This window comes from Vibrio chemaguriensis (assembly GCF_012275705.1).
Taxonomy (GTDB): domain Bacteria; phylum Pseudomonadota; class Gammaproteobacteria; order Enterobacterales; family Vibrionaceae; genus Vibrio; species Vibrio diabolicus.
Window position 1 is genome coordinate 1 of record NZ_SHOE01000022.1, and the last position, 15,861, is coordinate 15,861.

Annotated in this window: 12 protein-coding genes; 7 read left to right on the forward strand and 5 right to left on the reverse strand. The window is 45.6% G+C overall.

Going from position 1 to position 15,861, the window contains the following annotated elements; translation table 11 throughout:
* Positions 1-293 precede the first annotated feature (293 nt).
* The 4 genes from EX191_RS17940 to EX191_RS17955 all read left to right on the forward strand — a co-directional run bounded on the left by EX191_RS17940 (position 294) and on the right by EX191_RS17955 (position 5,170).
* Positions 294-1,175: a LysR family transcriptional regulator gene (locus EX191_RS17940; RefSeq protein WP_193448192.1), complete on the forward strand. Its 882-nt coding sequence runs from the start codon at positions 294-296 to the stop codon at positions 1,173-1,175.
* A gap of 119 nt (positions 1,176-1,294) precedes the next feature.
* Complete coding sequence (locus EX191_RS17945; protein ID WP_005391488.1) at positions 1,295-2,830, forward strand: bifunctional GNAT family N-acetyltransferase/carbon-nitrogen hydrolase family protein; 1,536 nt, start codon at positions 1,295-1,297, stop codon at positions 2,828-2,830.
* Between the two features lie 204 nt (positions 2,831-3,034).
* Positions 3,035-3,622 carry a DedA family protein gene (locus EX191_RS17950; protein WP_193448193.1) on the forward strand — a complete coding sequence of 196 codons (588 nt, stop codon included), beginning with the start codon at positions 3,035-3,037 and terminating at the stop codon, positions 3,620-3,622.
* A gap of 180 nt (positions 3,623-3,802) precedes the next feature.
* Positions 3,803-5,170 (forward strand): Na+/H+ antiporter NhaC family protein, encoded by a 1,368-nt coding sequence (locus EX191_RS17955; protein WP_168187822.1) that lies wholly within the window; start codon positions 3,803-3,805, stop codon positions 5,168-5,170.
* A gap of 75 nt (positions 5,171-5,245) precedes the next feature.
* Here the strand turns inward: EX191_RS17955 and EX191_RS17960 are convergent, their stop codons facing one another.
* The 3 genes from EX191_RS17960 to EX191_RS17970 form a co-directional block, all read right to left on the reverse strand.
* Positions 5,246-6,085 carry a beta-keto acid cleavage family enzyme gene (locus tag EX191_RS17960; RefSeq protein ID WP_193448194.1) on the reverse strand — a complete coding sequence of 280 codons (840 nt, stop codon included), beginning with the start codon at positions 6,083-6,085 and terminating at the stop codon, positions 5,246-5,248.
* A complete protein-coding gene (locus tag EX191_RS17965) occupies positions 6,076-7,407 on the reverse strand; it encodes an aspartate aminotransferase family protein (RefSeq protein WP_193448195.1) in 1,332 nt (443 codons plus the stop codon). The genes EX191_RS17960 and EX191_RS17965 overlap by 10 nt, the downstream gene beginning before the upstream one ends.
* 207 nt (positions 7,408-7,614) lie before the next feature.
* Entirely contained in the window at positions 7,615-8,883 is a 1,269-nt protein-coding gene (locus EX191_RS17970) for an O-acetylhomoserine aminocarboxypropyltransferase/cysteine synthase family protein (protein WP_193448196.1), read from the reverse strand.
* Between the two features lie 289 nt (positions 8,884-9,172).
* Between EX191_RS17970 and EX191_RS17975 the strand changes: the two genes are divergently transcribed.
* A complete protein-coding gene (locus tag EX191_RS17975) occupies positions 9,173-10,912 on the forward strand; it encodes an amidohydrolase (protein WP_193448197.1) in 1,740 nt (579 codons plus the stop codon).
* 63 nt (positions 10,913-10,975) lie between these two features.
* Here EX191_RS17975 and EX191_RS17980 read toward each other — a convergent pair whose 3' ends face one another.
* On the reverse strand, positions 10,976-11,893 hold the full coding sequence (locus EX191_RS17980) for a LysR substrate-binding domain-containing protein (protein ID WP_193448198.1): 918 nt from the start codon (positions 11,891-11,893) through the stop codon (positions 10,976-10,978).
* 106 nt (positions 11,894-11,999) lie between these two features.
* Here EX191_RS17980 and EX191_RS17985 point away from each other — a divergent pair, with 106 nt between their 5' ends.
* Both EX191_RS17985 and EX191_RS17990 read left to right on the forward strand, forming a co-directional pair.
* On the forward strand, positions 12,000-13,256 hold the full coding sequence (locus tag EX191_RS17985) for a D-amino acid dehydrogenase (protein ID WP_193448199.1): 1,257 nt from the start codon (positions 12,000-12,002) through the stop codon (positions 13,254-13,256).
* 307 nt (positions 13,257-13,563) lie between these two features.
* Positions 13,564-15,111: an alanine/glycine:cation symporter family protein gene (locus EX191_RS17990; protein WP_012842106.1), complete on the forward strand. Its 1,548-nt coding sequence runs from the start codon at positions 13,564-13,566 to the stop codon at positions 15,109-15,111.
* Between the two features lie 99 nt (positions 15,112-15,210).
* On the opposite strand, the gene EX191_RS17995 is transcribed toward EX191_RS17990, so the two are convergent.
* Positions 15,211-15,801: an acetate uptake transporter gene (locus tag EX191_RS17995; RefSeq protein ID WP_005391518.1), complete on the reverse strand. Its 591-nt coding sequence runs from the start codon at positions 15,799-15,801 to the stop codon at positions 15,211-15,213.
* Positions 15,802-15,861 lie beyond the last annotated feature (60 nt).

Consider the following 15,861-nt stretch of genomic DNA (forward strand, 5'->3'; position numbering starts at 1 on the left):
CAGCAAAGCCAGCGTAGACGTTAGCTTAAGTAGTATGTACAAATGCCAAGATAAACTTGTTGATTTCATCGTGGGGTTGTTTTCTCGAATTAGGTAATTGTTTGTTTTTTTGCTATTCGTCGGCAGCGTCAGATGTGTATAAGAGACAGCCCATTATATTTAGGATTCTTAATTTTTGGTCTGGGTTCTTTATGAACGAGTAAGGAAGGTAATCACACATCGGCTTTTTCTCTCTTTGCTTCAATAGGTAAATCTCCTACTCTGTGAATAGGCTATCTCCATGGGACTGAAGTATGTTAAAAGGCAGTGAGTACCCTTCTATCCGAGCATTAAGGACGTTTGTCGCGGTTGCAAATTACCTCAGCTTCTCTAAAGCGGCGGATGCCCTATGCATTACACAAAGTGCAGTAAGCAAACAAATTGCCGCGCTTGAACAACTAGTGGGTTTACCTTTAATACAAAGAGGCTCGAATGGTATTGAGTTAACTGAGGAAGGAAAACGCTACCTACCGCAAGTCACAGAAGCACTAGAACTTATTCAGAATGCAACCGCCAACTTAATACAATCAGATTCAAAGCAAGAATTGCTCACCGTGGATGTTACTCCTTCTTTCGCTAGCCTTTGGTTGGTACCTCATATTGATGACTTCCACCAGCGACATCCCAATATCCGTGTAAGAATCTGTACCGGAGATGGGAACGTAAAAGGTTCAAGCGGTGAAAGCGACTTGCATATTCGTTGTCTTCCATTGTCCACGCATTATGAATACAGCCACTTACTATGCGAAGAAATTCTACTATTGGTCGGTTGTATTAACGCTCCTGCACTCAAGAATGTGCACGCTGTTAGCGACTATCCGCTGATACCTCAAATCACTCGTCCTCAGTTGTGGGAGCAATTTAAGGCTGCGCATGCAGTAGAATCAACCGTTACCTATCACTCTGTAGGCTTTGAACATTTTTACCTAGCTTACGAAGCCGTCAAAATGGGAAAAGGACTCGCCTTACTTCCTGATTTTATGGCGCAGAATTCTATTTTAAGAGGGGATATCCAACGTATTCTTAACCTATCTTTACAGAGTGGTTATGGTTATTACGTGATGATCCCAAATTATCGCCTATCGGCTAAGAAAGTGGCGGCGTTTTACGAATGGTTGAAGAGCAAATTAAGCTAATATTGTTTTCTTGATATGCTTTTGGTAACCCAAACAACTCAAAGACTTCAGTATCTGTCTGCTCCAAATTGTGGCATTCTCATTAACACTGTTTCAAAAGGATAAATGGATTGAAAGATATGGACAGCAATTCGCCCAAACTCTCATTACGTACCATTGAGCCAACGGATTACCCTGAGCTTGCAGAACTAATGGACTTAGTGTTTCCTGATGTTGGCGGCTCATGGCCACGGCTGACTATTATGGATCTCATTCATCAGTTTCCTGATGGCCAAATCTGTATTGAAGATAACGGCAAAATAGTCGGTGCAGCATTAACCATTAAAGTGGACTACAACCGCTTTTCTCTTCCTCACCTATATACCGACATCATTACCGAAAACAACGTCATACAGAATCAAGTAACTGGTGATGCAATGTATGGTCTCGATGTATTTGTCCACCCGGACTATCGAGGGCTACGTTTGGGTCGACGTTTGTATGATGCGCGTAAAGAGCTTTGCCGTAGTAAGAACTTCAAAGCAATTTTAGCCGGTGGTCGCATTCCTAATTACCACCAATACGCCGATGAACTGAGCGTTGCAGAGTACATCGACAAAGTAAAACGCCGTGAGCTTCATGACCCTATTTTGTCTTTTCAGCTTGCTAACGACTTCGATGTAAAACGTATCATGCGTGGATACTTGCCAGAGGACAGTGCTTCTAAAGGTTACGCGACACTGCTGGAGTGGGATAACTTTTTCTACGAAGAGGATATTCAATCCGTACACGATGTAGAAAAGACTCTGATTCGAATTGGTGTTGTACAGTGGCAAATGCGCGCGATGAATGACCTGGAGGATTTGCTCGATCAAGCTGAGTTCTTCATTTCTTCTCTTGCGAATTACAAGGCCGATTTCGCCCTATTCCCTGAGTTCTTTAACGCACCGCTGATGGGCTTGCAAAACGACAAAAATTCCGTTGAAGCAATCCGCTTTTTGGCTAGCTTTACGGAAGAGATCAAAAACCGTTTCTCGCAGATGGCAGTCACCTACAACATCAACATTATTGCAGGCAGTATGCCCGTTATCGAAGATGGCAAACTGTATAATGTGGCCTACTTGCTGCAACGAGATGGTGAAATTAACGCTCAATATAAAATCCACATCACGCCTCATGAACAAAGAGACTGGGTGATCGACGGTGGTGACAATGTTCAAGTGTTCGAAACCGATGCGGGCAAAGTCGGCATACTTATTTGTTATGACAGCGAATTCCCTGAATTGGGAAGAATGTTAGCAGAACAAGGCGCACAAATTGTATTCGTTCCTTTCTGGACGGACACAAAAAATGGCTATCAACGAGTACGAATTTGTTCCCAATCTCGTGCCATTGAAAACGAATGCTATGTTGCAATTGGTGGCAGTGTTGGTAACTTACCTCGTGTTGATAACGTGGACATCCAGTACGCGCAATCTGCCGTATTCTCACCGTCGGATATCTACTTCCCGCACGATGCAACCTTGACAGAAGCAAGCGCCAACACCGAAATGATGATCTTCGCCGATGTTGATTTGACTAAGTTGAAGCAACTTAATACCGAGGGTTCAGTAACCAACTTACGTCACCGACGCCTTGATTTGTATGGCGCATTTACTAAAGCTAAAGAGTCATAATGGTGTACCTTATTCGCCGCCACACGGGAGCGTGGCGGCGAATAAAACAAGCAGCAGATTGATTCCGCACAATAATCAGAGGCATGTCAGTTTTTCTCAGCGGTAAGAAACAAGAATTGACCCAGTAGGACATTCGGAGTATCACTCCAACTTCGTTCCGCTTTTATTAGGGGAAAGCTTTTGGAACACATTAACGAACTTCTCATGTCAATGAAGCCTTTGCTCGAGCAATACGGCTACTTGGCGCTGATTGTCAGTATATTTCTAGAAGGGATAGGTGTACCGATGCCTGGTCAATCGCTGATGATCGCGGCATCTTTGCTCTCTTCAGAACAAGTCATGAACCTAAGTATGGTTATGATGGTATCGTGGCTAAGCTGCTTTTTGGGGAATACCTGTGGTTACCTAATCGGGTATTACTTTGAAGGCTGGTTGGATAAAAAAGGCTATATCTCTGGCCCGAAGATGCAAACACTTCAACTGACTATCCAGAAATACGGCCCTACGTGCTTGGTCGTCAGTCGCTTTATTGAAGGAATGAAGCAATTTATGCCTCTTGCGTGCGGTATCGCGAAAATGCCACGTAGAGAGTTTTTGCTCGGTAACGCCCTCGCGGCGACGGTTTGGGTATTGGTATTCAGCTTGTTAACTCACTTTGCATTTGAACATTTAAGCGTGTTGAGCAACCTGTACACCGAATACAAATATCTGGTATGGGCATTTGCTGCAGTCTTATTTACGTGGATGGTTTTAGGTATTGTTAAACGCAAAAAAGCCAAATCAATGCAATAACGACAGCCTCTTCATTGGCGCATAACTAAAGCTCGTGGTATCAGTGAGATACGTAATACGAGCTTTTATCTTTTTCTTTACGTGCAAAATTTAAACAGCCATTTAGACGTCTAGACGTTGACAATGCGTAAATGTGATATTAGTCTGCTCTTCTCTCTTATTATTAACATTGTCGTTTACATGTCCGGTTCCCAACAAACAACTAAAACAGTTGCACCTTCTGCGGTCGCACTGATCCCATTGATTGTATTCCTTGCGCTGTTTATTGGCGTAGGCACTTACTTATCTTTGCAAGGCGTTGAATTTGCCTTCTACCAGCTGCCTGCACCCATCGCGGTATTACCAGCCATCATCATTGCGTTTCTTTTAAGTAAAGAGAAACTTAACCGCTCAATCGAACACTTCATGCGTGGTGTTGGCCACCCAGACATCATCGCAATGTGTATGATCTATCTTCTTGCTGGTGCCTTTGCTGCTGTAGCAAAAGCCTCTGGCGGTGTTGATGCAACGGTGAACCTTGGTTTATCCGCAATTCCAACCAGTATGATTTTACCGGGCATTTTTCTGATTTCTGCTTTTATCGCAACAGCAATGGGCACTTCGATGGGTACCATCGCAGCCGTTGCACCCGTAGCGTTAGGCATTGCTGAATCAGCCGGGATGAGCTTACCGTTAACCGCAGGCGTTGTGCTGAGCGGCGCTATGTTTGGTGACAACCTTTCTATCATCTCTGACACCACGATCGCGGCGACACGCTCTCAAGGTTGTGAGATGAAAGACAAGTTTAAAGAGAACATTCGTATTGCTTTGCCTGCGGCGTTGATCGCGATTGCAGTGTTCGCTTTCAACAGTACAGCGACTCAAGTGCCTGCAACTGGCGATATTGAGTGGCTAAAAGTCTTGCCGTACATCACTATTTTGATCCTAGCGGTATCTGGTGTGAATGTGTTTGTGGTTCTGTCGATTGGTATCCTTTTGGCTGGCGGCGTGAGCTTGGCATCGATTGACAATTACGGACTGACTAATCTAGCCCAAGACGTTTATAAAGGCTTTGGTAACATGCAAGAGATCTTCTTGTTGTCCATGCTAATTGGTGGTTTGAGTGAACTGATGCGTCGTCAAGGCGGCCTTGCTTTCCTAACCAATTTCGTTAGCAGCCTTATCCACGCGTTTGGCTCTAGCCACTCTAAGCATGCCAACAGCCGCGCGAGTGAGCTAGGTATCGCAGGCTTGGTGTCGATGGTCAATGGCTGTACGGCAAACAACACCGTAGCCATCATTGTATCGGGCAGCGTTGCTCGCCAACTGGCGGAAGAGAATAATGTCTCTCCTCGCCGCTCAGCAAGCTTGTTAGACATTTTCTCATGCGTGGTGCAAGGCGTGTTGCCTTACGGCGCTCAAGTGTTGCTGCTAGGTTCCGTATTCAACCTATCGCCAATTGAAGTAGTTGCTAATTCTTACTACTGCTTTGCATTAGCGATAGCTGCTGTTGTTGCGGTGTTTATCAAACATCCCGCACGCCAACCCGCAGTGCAAACCGAAAACTAACGACAAATACCGAAAAGGCTCCGATGGAGCCTTTTTACTTTCCTTTCTTCTTTATTTTTCTTGCCGCGAACAGATTTACTTCAAAACTGAACGCAAACTTTGCGCACTGTGTAAAGGAATCGCAAAGTGTCTAGCCACATCGCGTAGAGCTTCCACCTGAGCCGCATTACTGATTGCTAACTCGCCTGCCACATCGACGTGGTTATTCTCAAACCCCACTCTCACATCGAATCCAAGTAACATCGCACTCGCTAAACAGTCTTGCTCTCGCGCGCCAAAAGCACAAATGGCACATCGAATTTCTTCTTCGACAAAACGCGCCAAATTCAAACCTCGCAAATCCCATGGCGAAGACTGTTGAGCTTGTTGATAACGCCCTAATACCACTAATGCATGCTGATGCGTTTTAGGTAACACGCCCGCATCACGCAGTTGAAAATAACGTTCAATGTCGGTTGTATCGTAGAGAATAATTTGGCTCACGATGTTGTTTTCTGCCAACCAATGGAAAAAGGCATGCCCTTCTTTCTCACTTGCGCGATCGGGGATTAACTCCCTCAATGCGAAAGAAGCCGCTTCTGGTTTCACAGCTTTAACTAACGCCATCTGTTGTGGCGGAGAATACAAGCCCACCGCCTCTGTGGTGAGCTGTACCATCATGGTTTCTCCCACCGCTTCTTTCACGGCATGGTAAATTGCCATGTTGTCGTCGATGTCTAATGAATGACGTCCGTTAGCGCCCCTAGCATGCAAATGGATCATGGCAGCCCCTGCCGTTTGACAAGCGATAGCCTCTGCAACCAGTTCGTCTGTTGTCATGGGTAAGTTGACGTGATCGTGCTTGGTTTTTCTTGCGCCGTTTGGAGCCACGATAATGGCGATAGATTCTCGCAAATATTGGTTTGCTACTTCCATGTCTCCGCCACCTCTTTTAACGTCAGTGAGAGTTTGCCGACTAGTTCATCAATATGATGAGACTGAATAATGAATGGCGGTGCGAGCAAAATATGGTACCCATTAACGCCATCAATCGTTCCGCCCATTGGGTAGCACATTAAGCCATTTTCCATGGCTCGCTGTTTGATGCGTTTGTCTGCCAATGTGGCTTTACTCAGAGGCGACTTGCTTTCTTTATCCGCCACCAGCTCAATGCCAAAAAACAAGCCTTTACCACGAATGTCGCCAATGTACGGTAAATGGGCCAATGCAGAAGTAAGCTCATTACGCAGCAAAACACTTTGCCGATTCACCGCCGTTAATAAGTCATCTTGGAAGATGGTTTCAATTGTTGCCACGGCGGCAGCGCACGCCACAGGGTGTGCCATAAAGGTATGACCGTGTTGGAAAAAACCGCTTCCATCAGCAATAGCTTGATAGACTCGATCATTCGCAACCACCGCGCCAATAGGTTGATAACCCGCACCAAGCCCTTTAGCCATACAAACCAGATCGGGCTCTGCCTCTTCTTGCTCAAACGCAAAAAAACTGCCACTTCGCCCAATGCCACACATGACTTCATCCAAGATCAGTAACACATCGTATTGGCCGCATATTTCGCGAATACGTTTGAAGTAACCTTGCGTTGCAGGCACAGCTCCAGCGGTGGCTCCCACAATAGGCTCGGCGACAAAAGCCATTACATTCTCAGCCCCCAACTCAAGAATTTTTGCCTCAAGTTCATTCGCCGCTCGCAATGAGTAATCCAATTCCGACTCATGAGTCTGCTGATACCGATAAGCATAGCAAGGGGCAATGTGATGGCTCGGATGCAAGATGGGTTTGAACGGTTCACGTCGCCATTCATTACCACCGACCGCCAGAGCTCCCAACGTATTGCCGTGATAACTTTGCTGACGCGCGATGAATTGCTTTTTCTCTGGCTTACCTGATTCCACGAAATACTGCCGCGCCATCTTTAGTGCCGACTCCACCGCTTCTGATCCGCCACTGACTAAGTACACATGGTTGAACTGTTCAGGCATGTGCTGACAAATCAATTCTGCTAGGCGCTCACTGTTGTCACTAGTAAAAAATCCAGTATGAGCAAATGGCACTCGCTCGAGCTGTTCCAACATCGCTTTTTTAACTGCGTGATGACTGTGGCCAAGGTTTGATACCGCAGCACCACCACAAGCATCAAAATATTGCTTTCCATGCTTATCGAATAGATAAACACCCTCACCTTTATCGATGATTGGCAGCGTGGCATGGCAATGACGGTGAAATACGTAAGACATTTGAGTCCCTTCCAATGTATAAGATTTGCACACATCATCAGGAACAACCCCAAACGTGACAAGGGAATAAATTTCACCCTCTATGAGCTTTTGGAATACCACAAACCAAAAGAACCAAAGCCTTTGATATTTAAATAATAAAATAAAAACAGGCCAGCTTTTTTAAAGGCTGGCCTATGGGTAACCAAAAGCTAAAAACAGAATCGTTTACGCGTTTAGTGCCTGTTCTAAATCGGCTAGAATATCGTCAATATGCTCAATACCTACAGATAAACGAATCATCTCTGGTGACACACCAGCTTGTTTTTGTTCTGCTTCGCTCAACTGACGATGAGTCGTCGATGCTGGATGGCAAGCCAATGATTTTGCATCGCCAATGTTCACCAAACGCTTAAAGATTTTCAGAGCGTCATAAAAGCGCACACCTGCGTCATAGCCGTCTTTTAAACCAAACGACAAAATCGCAGAAGGCTTACCTTTCATGTATTTTTCGGCGAGATGGAAGTGTTCAGAACTTGGCAATCCGGCATAACTCACCCAACTGACTTTGTCATTCTGTTCCAAGAACTCAGCCACTTTGAGAGTGTTCTCGGTATGGCGCTCCATACGCAGCGGTAACGTTTCTAGCCCTTGCATAAGCATAAATGCATTCATCGGTGATAATGCCGATCCGGTATTACGCAATGGTACGGTACGCGCGCGCCCGATAAATGCCGCCTCACCAAACGCTTCGGTATACACCACGCCGTGGTAAGAAGGTTCTGGTTGGTTGAAAACGGGAAAGCGGTCTTTGTGCTGCGCCCAAGGGAATTTACCGGAATCCACAATCACGCCACCCAATGTGGTGCCGTGTCCACCAACGTACTTAGTGAGGGAGTGAACGACGATATCCGCACCGAATTCGATGGGTTTGCACAGTACTGGTGTCGCGACGGTGTTATCCACAATCACAGGTACGCCTTGTGCGTGAGCAAGCTCCGCTACACGTTCTAAATCAATGATATTACCGGCTGGGTTACCAATGCTCTCGCAGTACACCGCTTTGGTATTTTCATCAATTAACTCAGCCAAACTTTCTGGTTTGTCATCTTTGGCAAACTTCACCTGAATCCCCTGATTTGGCAACATGTGCGCAAACAAGGTGTAAGTACCGCCATAAAGTTGCGGCGTAGAGACGATGTTATCGCCCGCTTGTGCTAACGTCAGAATCGCATAGTTAATCGCTGCACTCCCCGCACTCACGACCAACCCGGCAATGCCGCCTTCTAACACCGCCATGCGCTTTTCCAGAACGTCGTTAGTCGGATTCATGATGCGAGTGTAGATATTCCCCGGTACTTCCAAGTTAAACAGATCAGCGCCGTGCTGCGCGTTATCAAACTCGTACGCGACCGTTTGATAAATCGGCGTCGCGACAGATTTAGTGGTAGGGTCAGTTTCGTAACCAAAATGGATGGATAGCGTTTCGTCTTTCATGTTCTTCCTTGAGCGTCATCGAGATAAATCGTGGACTTATCATGCCGACTTTTTAACCACAGAACCTCGTTATGGGTCACATTGCCCAAGTCCAGAAACGTTTATGAAATGGGAAAAGGTAACATTTTTGATATTCATCGATAGGTATAACTTGCGCTTGATTGAAAGTCTTTAATCTTGTTGATAATCCTCCTTCAATATGAACTAAAGTGAATTTGACCTATTGAGTTCTCAAACTCATTGAGATGGGGGCAATAGGCAAAAACCTTACTCTGTATGGAGATGACCGATGAACAAAAACTGGATCCCCATTGCCCTATCTGGGCTTGCTTTAACGGGGTGTTTTTCTGAAGAAGCGAAAGAAGCCGTCGCCGAGCCGCTAAAAGTAACCGCCGCAGACAAAATTTATTATGGTGGCGATATCCTAACCATGGCTAGCGATAAGCCAGAGTACGCCGAAGCCGTCGCGACATTAGGCGAGAAAATCATTTATGTCGGCAGCAAAGATGGAGCGATGGAACACAAGTTCGGTAAAACACAGTTGGTCGACTTAAAAGGCAAAACTATGTTGCCTGGCTTTGTTGATCCGCACAGTCATGTGTATGGTGTTGGTCTGCAAGCCATGGTCGCAAACGTGCTGCCATCTCCTGATGGCGAAGCCGATACCGTTGCGAAAATCATCGAAACTCTGAAAAATGCCGAGAACAATAATACGCAACGCCTATTCATTGAGAAAACCGGATGGATTTTAGGTTTTGGTTACGACGACGCCCAACTGGATTACTACCCTACCAAAGCGGATCTCGATAAAGTCAGCACAGATAAGCCTGTATTAATCATCCATACTTCGGGGCATTTGAGTGTCGCAAACAGTAAAGCGTTAGAGCTAGCAGGCATCACATCAGAATCGGAAGATCCAAAAGGTGGCATTATCCGCCGAATGGAAAACAGCCAAGAACCAAATGGGGTCCTAGAAGAAAACGCGCACTTTGCAATGCTGTTCAACCTCAATAAGTTGATTGATTCAGAACTTCAAGATCGCATGTTAGAAGCCTCGCAAGGTTTGTACGCGAAATATGGCTATACCACGGCTCAAGAAGGACGAGCAACATCAGAAGGTTATGAAGCGATGAAACGCGCATCGAAAAACGACAAGCTAATGATCGACTTGGTTGCTTACGCCGATATGGTATCGAGCAGTGATTTTATGGACTCGGAATACAACACGCCAGAGTACAAAAACCATTTCCGCATCGGTGGCGTAAAGCTGAACTTTGATGGCTCTCCACAAGGTAAAACGGCATGGCTAAGTCAGCCTTACTTCCACCCTCCACATGGACAAGATAAAGACTACGCTGGCTACCCAACCTTTGAAGATCAACAAGCTTACGATTACGTAGAAACGGCCTTTAAAAATGAATGGCAAGTGCTGACGCATGCCAATGGTGACGCTGCGATCGAGCAATTTATCAACGCAGTGACCAAAGCAAATGAAAAGCTAGGAAAACAAGACCGCCGACCTGTACTCATTCACGGCCAAACCATGCGCCAAGACCAAGTGGATCGCTTAGCTGCGCAAGGCATCTTTCCTTCTCTATTCCCAATGCATACTTTTTATTGGGGTGACTGGCATGTGGACTCGGTACTCGGCCATCCTCGTGCCGATTTCATTTCACCAACTCAAGCGGTGAGAAAGGCGGGGTTAAAATTCAGTACACACCATGACGCACCTGTGGCGCTGCCAAGTTCATTCCGAGTATTGGATGCGACCGTCAATCGCACCACCAGAACCGATAAAGTACTGGGGCCAGATCAGCGCGTTGACACGTACACCGCGCTGCAAGCCATGACCATTTGGCCGGCTTACCAACACTTTGAGGAGTCGTATAAAGGTTCTATCGAAGTGGGCAAAAATGCGGATTTAATCATCCTCGATAACAATCCATTGAAAGTGGAACCTAAGGTGCTAAAAGACCTAAACGTGGAAGAAACCATCAGCCGAGGCGAGTCGGTTTATCAACGGCAGTAATCCCAAATAAAACACCGCCGTCATCGAGGCGGTGTTTTCTATCTGACTCACCAAGTACTATATCTATTTGTTTGCCACTTGCTGTAATAACCAAGTACGAAACTTGTTTGTGGACTGGCTTCGTGTGTTCATGATCAAGTAGTACCCTGCATTGGCTGGAACCGGCTGAAAGGGAGAAACTAAACGCTCTGTCGTCAATTCATCCTCAATCAGTGCCATTCGTGCCATCGCAATCCCAACTCCTGCTTCCGCCGCAGACATCGCCATATCCGTTCTATTGAAAAAGTGTCCAACATCGGTTTTAAAGTCTAATCCCATTGCTGACGCCCAATATAGCCACTCATAGTCACGCGTCGCTTTTTCCCATGGCATCGCATCGTGTAGTAGCGTCGCCTCCTGCCATTTCTTCACTGACATTGAGGATTCTTGTTCATCAAAAGGCACTTTTAGCCAACCATGATCCTCAAGGTACTTCGGACTCATTACGGGCAGCAGTTGCTCATCCAAAATCAACTCCGCGTTAGCATTTCGGTAAGGATGAAGACCATAGTCTATCGCGACGTCATAATCTTTTATCTCACTATTTACCAACGCCCCTTCCGCGAAGATTTGCACTTGGATATCCGGGTTCTCGTGATGAAAACTTTCCAGCTTTGGGACTAACCATTTAAAAGCAAAAGAAGGCGTTAATTTTAAGCGAATCTCATTGGTGTGCTTTTCTACTTTGAGCTCATCAAGCAGTTTGCTCAGCTCGGAAAAGTGAAACTGCGTCGCTTGGTGTAACTGAGTGCCTTTAGCGGTTAAACGAATACCGCGGGAATGGCGTTCAAATAAAGTAAAACCTAATAACGCTTCCAAATGAATAATTTGTTGGCTCACGGCTCCCGTAGTGAGGTGCAAAAACTTAGCCGCGCCAGTAAAGCTGCTGTGCTCCGCGACTTGGCTAAACAGACACAAGCTACTTATTAAATTACTTCTCATCCTTGAGCCTATAGTTTTTCTAAACGCTGTATGTAATTTATATCGATTGTTAACAAAAGGTAAAGAAAAGAAACTAACCACTCAGATAAATGTGTGGAGTACATCAATGGAAGTCATCGTATTAGGCAGCGGCGTCATCGGCTTAACCTCTGCTTGGTATTTATCTCAAGCAGGCTATCAAGTTACCGTTATTGACCGTCAACCAAGCAGTGCAATGGAAACAAGTTTCGCCAATGCTGGGCAGATCTCGTACGGCTATTCTTCGCCTTGGGCTGCGCCTGGTGTTCCTGTTAAAGCCATAAAGTGGTTAATGGAAGAGCATGCTCCACTCAAAATCAAGCCAACCCTCAATGCCGATATGATCAGTTGGGCAAGTAAGATGGTGGCCAATTGCACCCTGTCTCGCTATCAAGTCAACAAAGCTCGCATGCTTTCTATTGCTAACCACAGCCGCATGTGTCTGGAACAATTACGTCAAGAACATGCCATTGAATATCAAGGTCGCCAGTTCGGCACCTTGCAAGTATTTCGAACGCCTCAACAGCTGCAAGCCATTGAAAAGGATATGCAGCTTCTAGAGCAAAGCGGGATTCGGTTTGAGTTGATGGACGTAGAACGCTGCATTGAACAAGAACCTGGACTGGATCTTGTGAAAGATAAGCTGGTTGGTGGCTTGCACCTGCCAGATGACGAAACAGGCGATTGCTATCAGTTTTGCCAACAACTAACAGAGCTCGCTAAGGCCCATGGCGTCAGGTTCGAGTTCGACACCGAAGTAAGCAATTGGGTTACAGTAGGTAAAAAGATCATGGGTGTCCAAACGAACCGAGGACAGTTTAAAGCGGACCAATATGTGGTTGCCTCTGGCAGCTATTCTACAGCGCTACTCAAGCAAATCGACATTGAGATTCCTGTCTATCCAGTAAAAGGCTATTCGCTCACCATCCCAATGGAAGATGAGCACTTCTCTCCTCGCTCTACTGTGATGGATGAAACCTATAAAGTCGCCATGACTCGGTTTGATGACAGAATTCGCGTAGCGGGCACCGCAGAATTAGCAGGGTTTGATGCCTCCCTTCCGCAAAAACGAAAAAATACCATCGAAATGGTCATCCGTGATCTTTTCCCTCGCTGCGGCGACTTTAACCAAGCCGAGTTTTGGAGTGGCTTTAGACCAATGACGCCTGATGGCACACCGATTATTGGCGCAACTAAATACGATAACCTTTTTACTAACACCGGACACGGCACTCTGGGTTGGACTATGGCTTGTGGTTCTGGCCAATTGCTAGCGAGCATTATGGCTGGCGAAAAAGCGAAAGTGATGGATGACACAGAGCTTAACCTTTGCCGTTATGCATAAGGACATATCTGCATAAAAAACAAACAGGCCTTTACTCTACAAAATGCATAACATTTGGCATTTTTAACTCATCAAATATGCAGCACATTTTAATGACAATATGCTGCATATTTAATCATCAGACAAATCTTCTACCCCAAAGGAGCAAATAAGCAACAAGAACTAAATTTTAACAATCACTCTCCATTCTGTGTTCACCATCACGCTACAAAGGATTTATAGCCAAAAAAGTTAACATTTGCATTACATAAAGGGTAATGTATTGTGTGAAAAACAACCACAAACACAACTAACAGGGAAAATACTCATGCAGTCATTAGTTGATTTTCTGAATGGAATTATTTGGAGCCCGGTACTGATCTATCTGTGCCTTGGCGCAGGTTTGTTCTATTCAATCATGACGCGTTTTGTACAAATTCGTCACTTCTTTGAGATGTGGCGCTTATTACTTTCAGGGAAGAGTTCAACAAAAGGGATATCGTCATTTCAGGCACTTGCCGTTTCACTATCTGGCCGTGTAGGTACAGGTAACATTGCTGGTGTTGCTGCCGCTATCGGTTTCGGTGGCCCAGGCGCCGTATTCTGGATGTGGGTCGTTGCCTTCTTTGGCGCTGCAACCGCATACGCAGAGTCGACACTTGCGCAAATCTATAAAGAAGAAGACGAAGGTGAATTCCGTGGTGGTCCTGCTTACTACATTGAAAAAGCAATGGGACAAAAATGGTACGCTTGGATCTTCGCTATCGCAACCATCTTTGCATGTGGTGTTCTACTTCCTGGCGTTCAATCGAACAGCATCGGTAACGCAGTAGAAGCAGCATTTGGCTCAGGTGACATGATTGAAACCGCTATTGGTACCTTCAGTTTTGCTAAAATTTTCACTGGTACGGTTGTCTGTGTCATTCTGGCCTTCATCATCTTCGGTGGCGTAAAACGTATTGCGAACTTTACCCAAATCGTTGTGCCATTTATGGCGCTGGCTTACATCATCACTGCATTTGTCATCATCCTTCTAAACATTGGTGAGGTTCCACGCATTTTCGGCATGATCATTGGTGACGCGTTCACACCAATGGCAGGTGTTGGTGCGGCAATCGGTTGGGGTGTAAAACGTGGCGTTTACTCCAACGAAGCAGGTCAAGGTACTGGTCCTCACGCTGCAGCTGCAGCGAGTGTTGATCACCCAGCTCAGCAAGGTCTTGTTCAATCTTTCTCTATTTACATCGATACACTACTTGTGTGTTCAGCAACCGCGTTTATGATTCTTATCACTGGCGCGTACAACGTAAATGGTGCAGTTGAAGGTACGTTCCTAATTCAAAACCTACCGGCTGATATTGGTGCGAATGGTCCTGTATTTACGCAAATGGCGATCGAAAGTGCGCTACCTGGTGTGGGTAAGCCATTCATCGCAATCGCACTCTTCTTCTTTGCGTTTACGACCATTCTGGCTTACTACTACATTGCAGAAACGAACATTGCTTACATTCGTCGTACATTCAAAGTAAATGGGCTGATGTTTATTCTGAAAGTCATCATTATTTCATCCGTGTTCTACGGAACCGTGAAAACCGCCAACTTAGCCTGGGCGATGGGTGATGTAGGTGTAGGTCTAATGGCATGGCTTAACATCGTCGGTATTTTGATCATCTTCTTTATGTCGAAACCAGCTCTCAAAGCATTGAACGATTACGAAGAACAACAAAAACGTGGTGTGACCGACTTTACATTCAACCCTGTAGCGCTAGGCATTAAAGGCGCAGATTACTGGGAAGATAAGTACAAGCGTAAAACGGGTAAGGCACCAACGGCAGACAACAGTACTACAGAAACTGTTGAACAACCATCAACATAGCCTTAACGCATAAACAAGAAAAAGCAGTGGTCCGTTTAAGAGCATAAAAAAGGGGATTAACCATTGGTTAATCCCCTTTTCTGCATTATGTGTAAAGGATTAAGCAGCGACAGCTTCAACTTTACGAGCGATTTTTGCTTTACCTACAGGTAGAACTTCACGACCAAATTCGTTGTTTAGTACTTGTGCCATTGCGAAGTAAATCGCGCTTGCACCACAGAAGATACCTTCGAAACCAGCGATAGCACCGATCACTTCACTACCAGTAAAGTCACGAGCTGCGAGTAGGAAGAACAAGATAGTTAGAGAACCAAATACCACTTGCTTCGCTGTTGGGTAGCATAGAGAACCAATGAACATGAAACCAGTGAAGATGCCCCAAAGCGCTAGGTACCAACCCATAAAGCTTGCTGGGCTTGCAGGAAGACCCATGTGAGGCATTACGATCAAGCCTACTAGTGTTAGCCAAAATAGACCGTAAGAAGTAAACGCAGTTGTGCCGAACGTGTCGCCGCGTTTAAAGCACATGATGCCAACGATTACTTGGCTAAGGCCACCGTAAAAGATGCCCATCGCTAGAATCATAGAGTCAATTGGGAAAAATCCTGCGTTATGAATATTGAGCAGAATAGTGGTCATACCGAAACCCATTAGACCTAGCGGTGCTGGGTTAGCCAGTTTTGTCGACATGTACAAATACCTTTTTTCAAAAATGTTGATAAAAAATGCGCGCGAATTTTAATGGGCCCC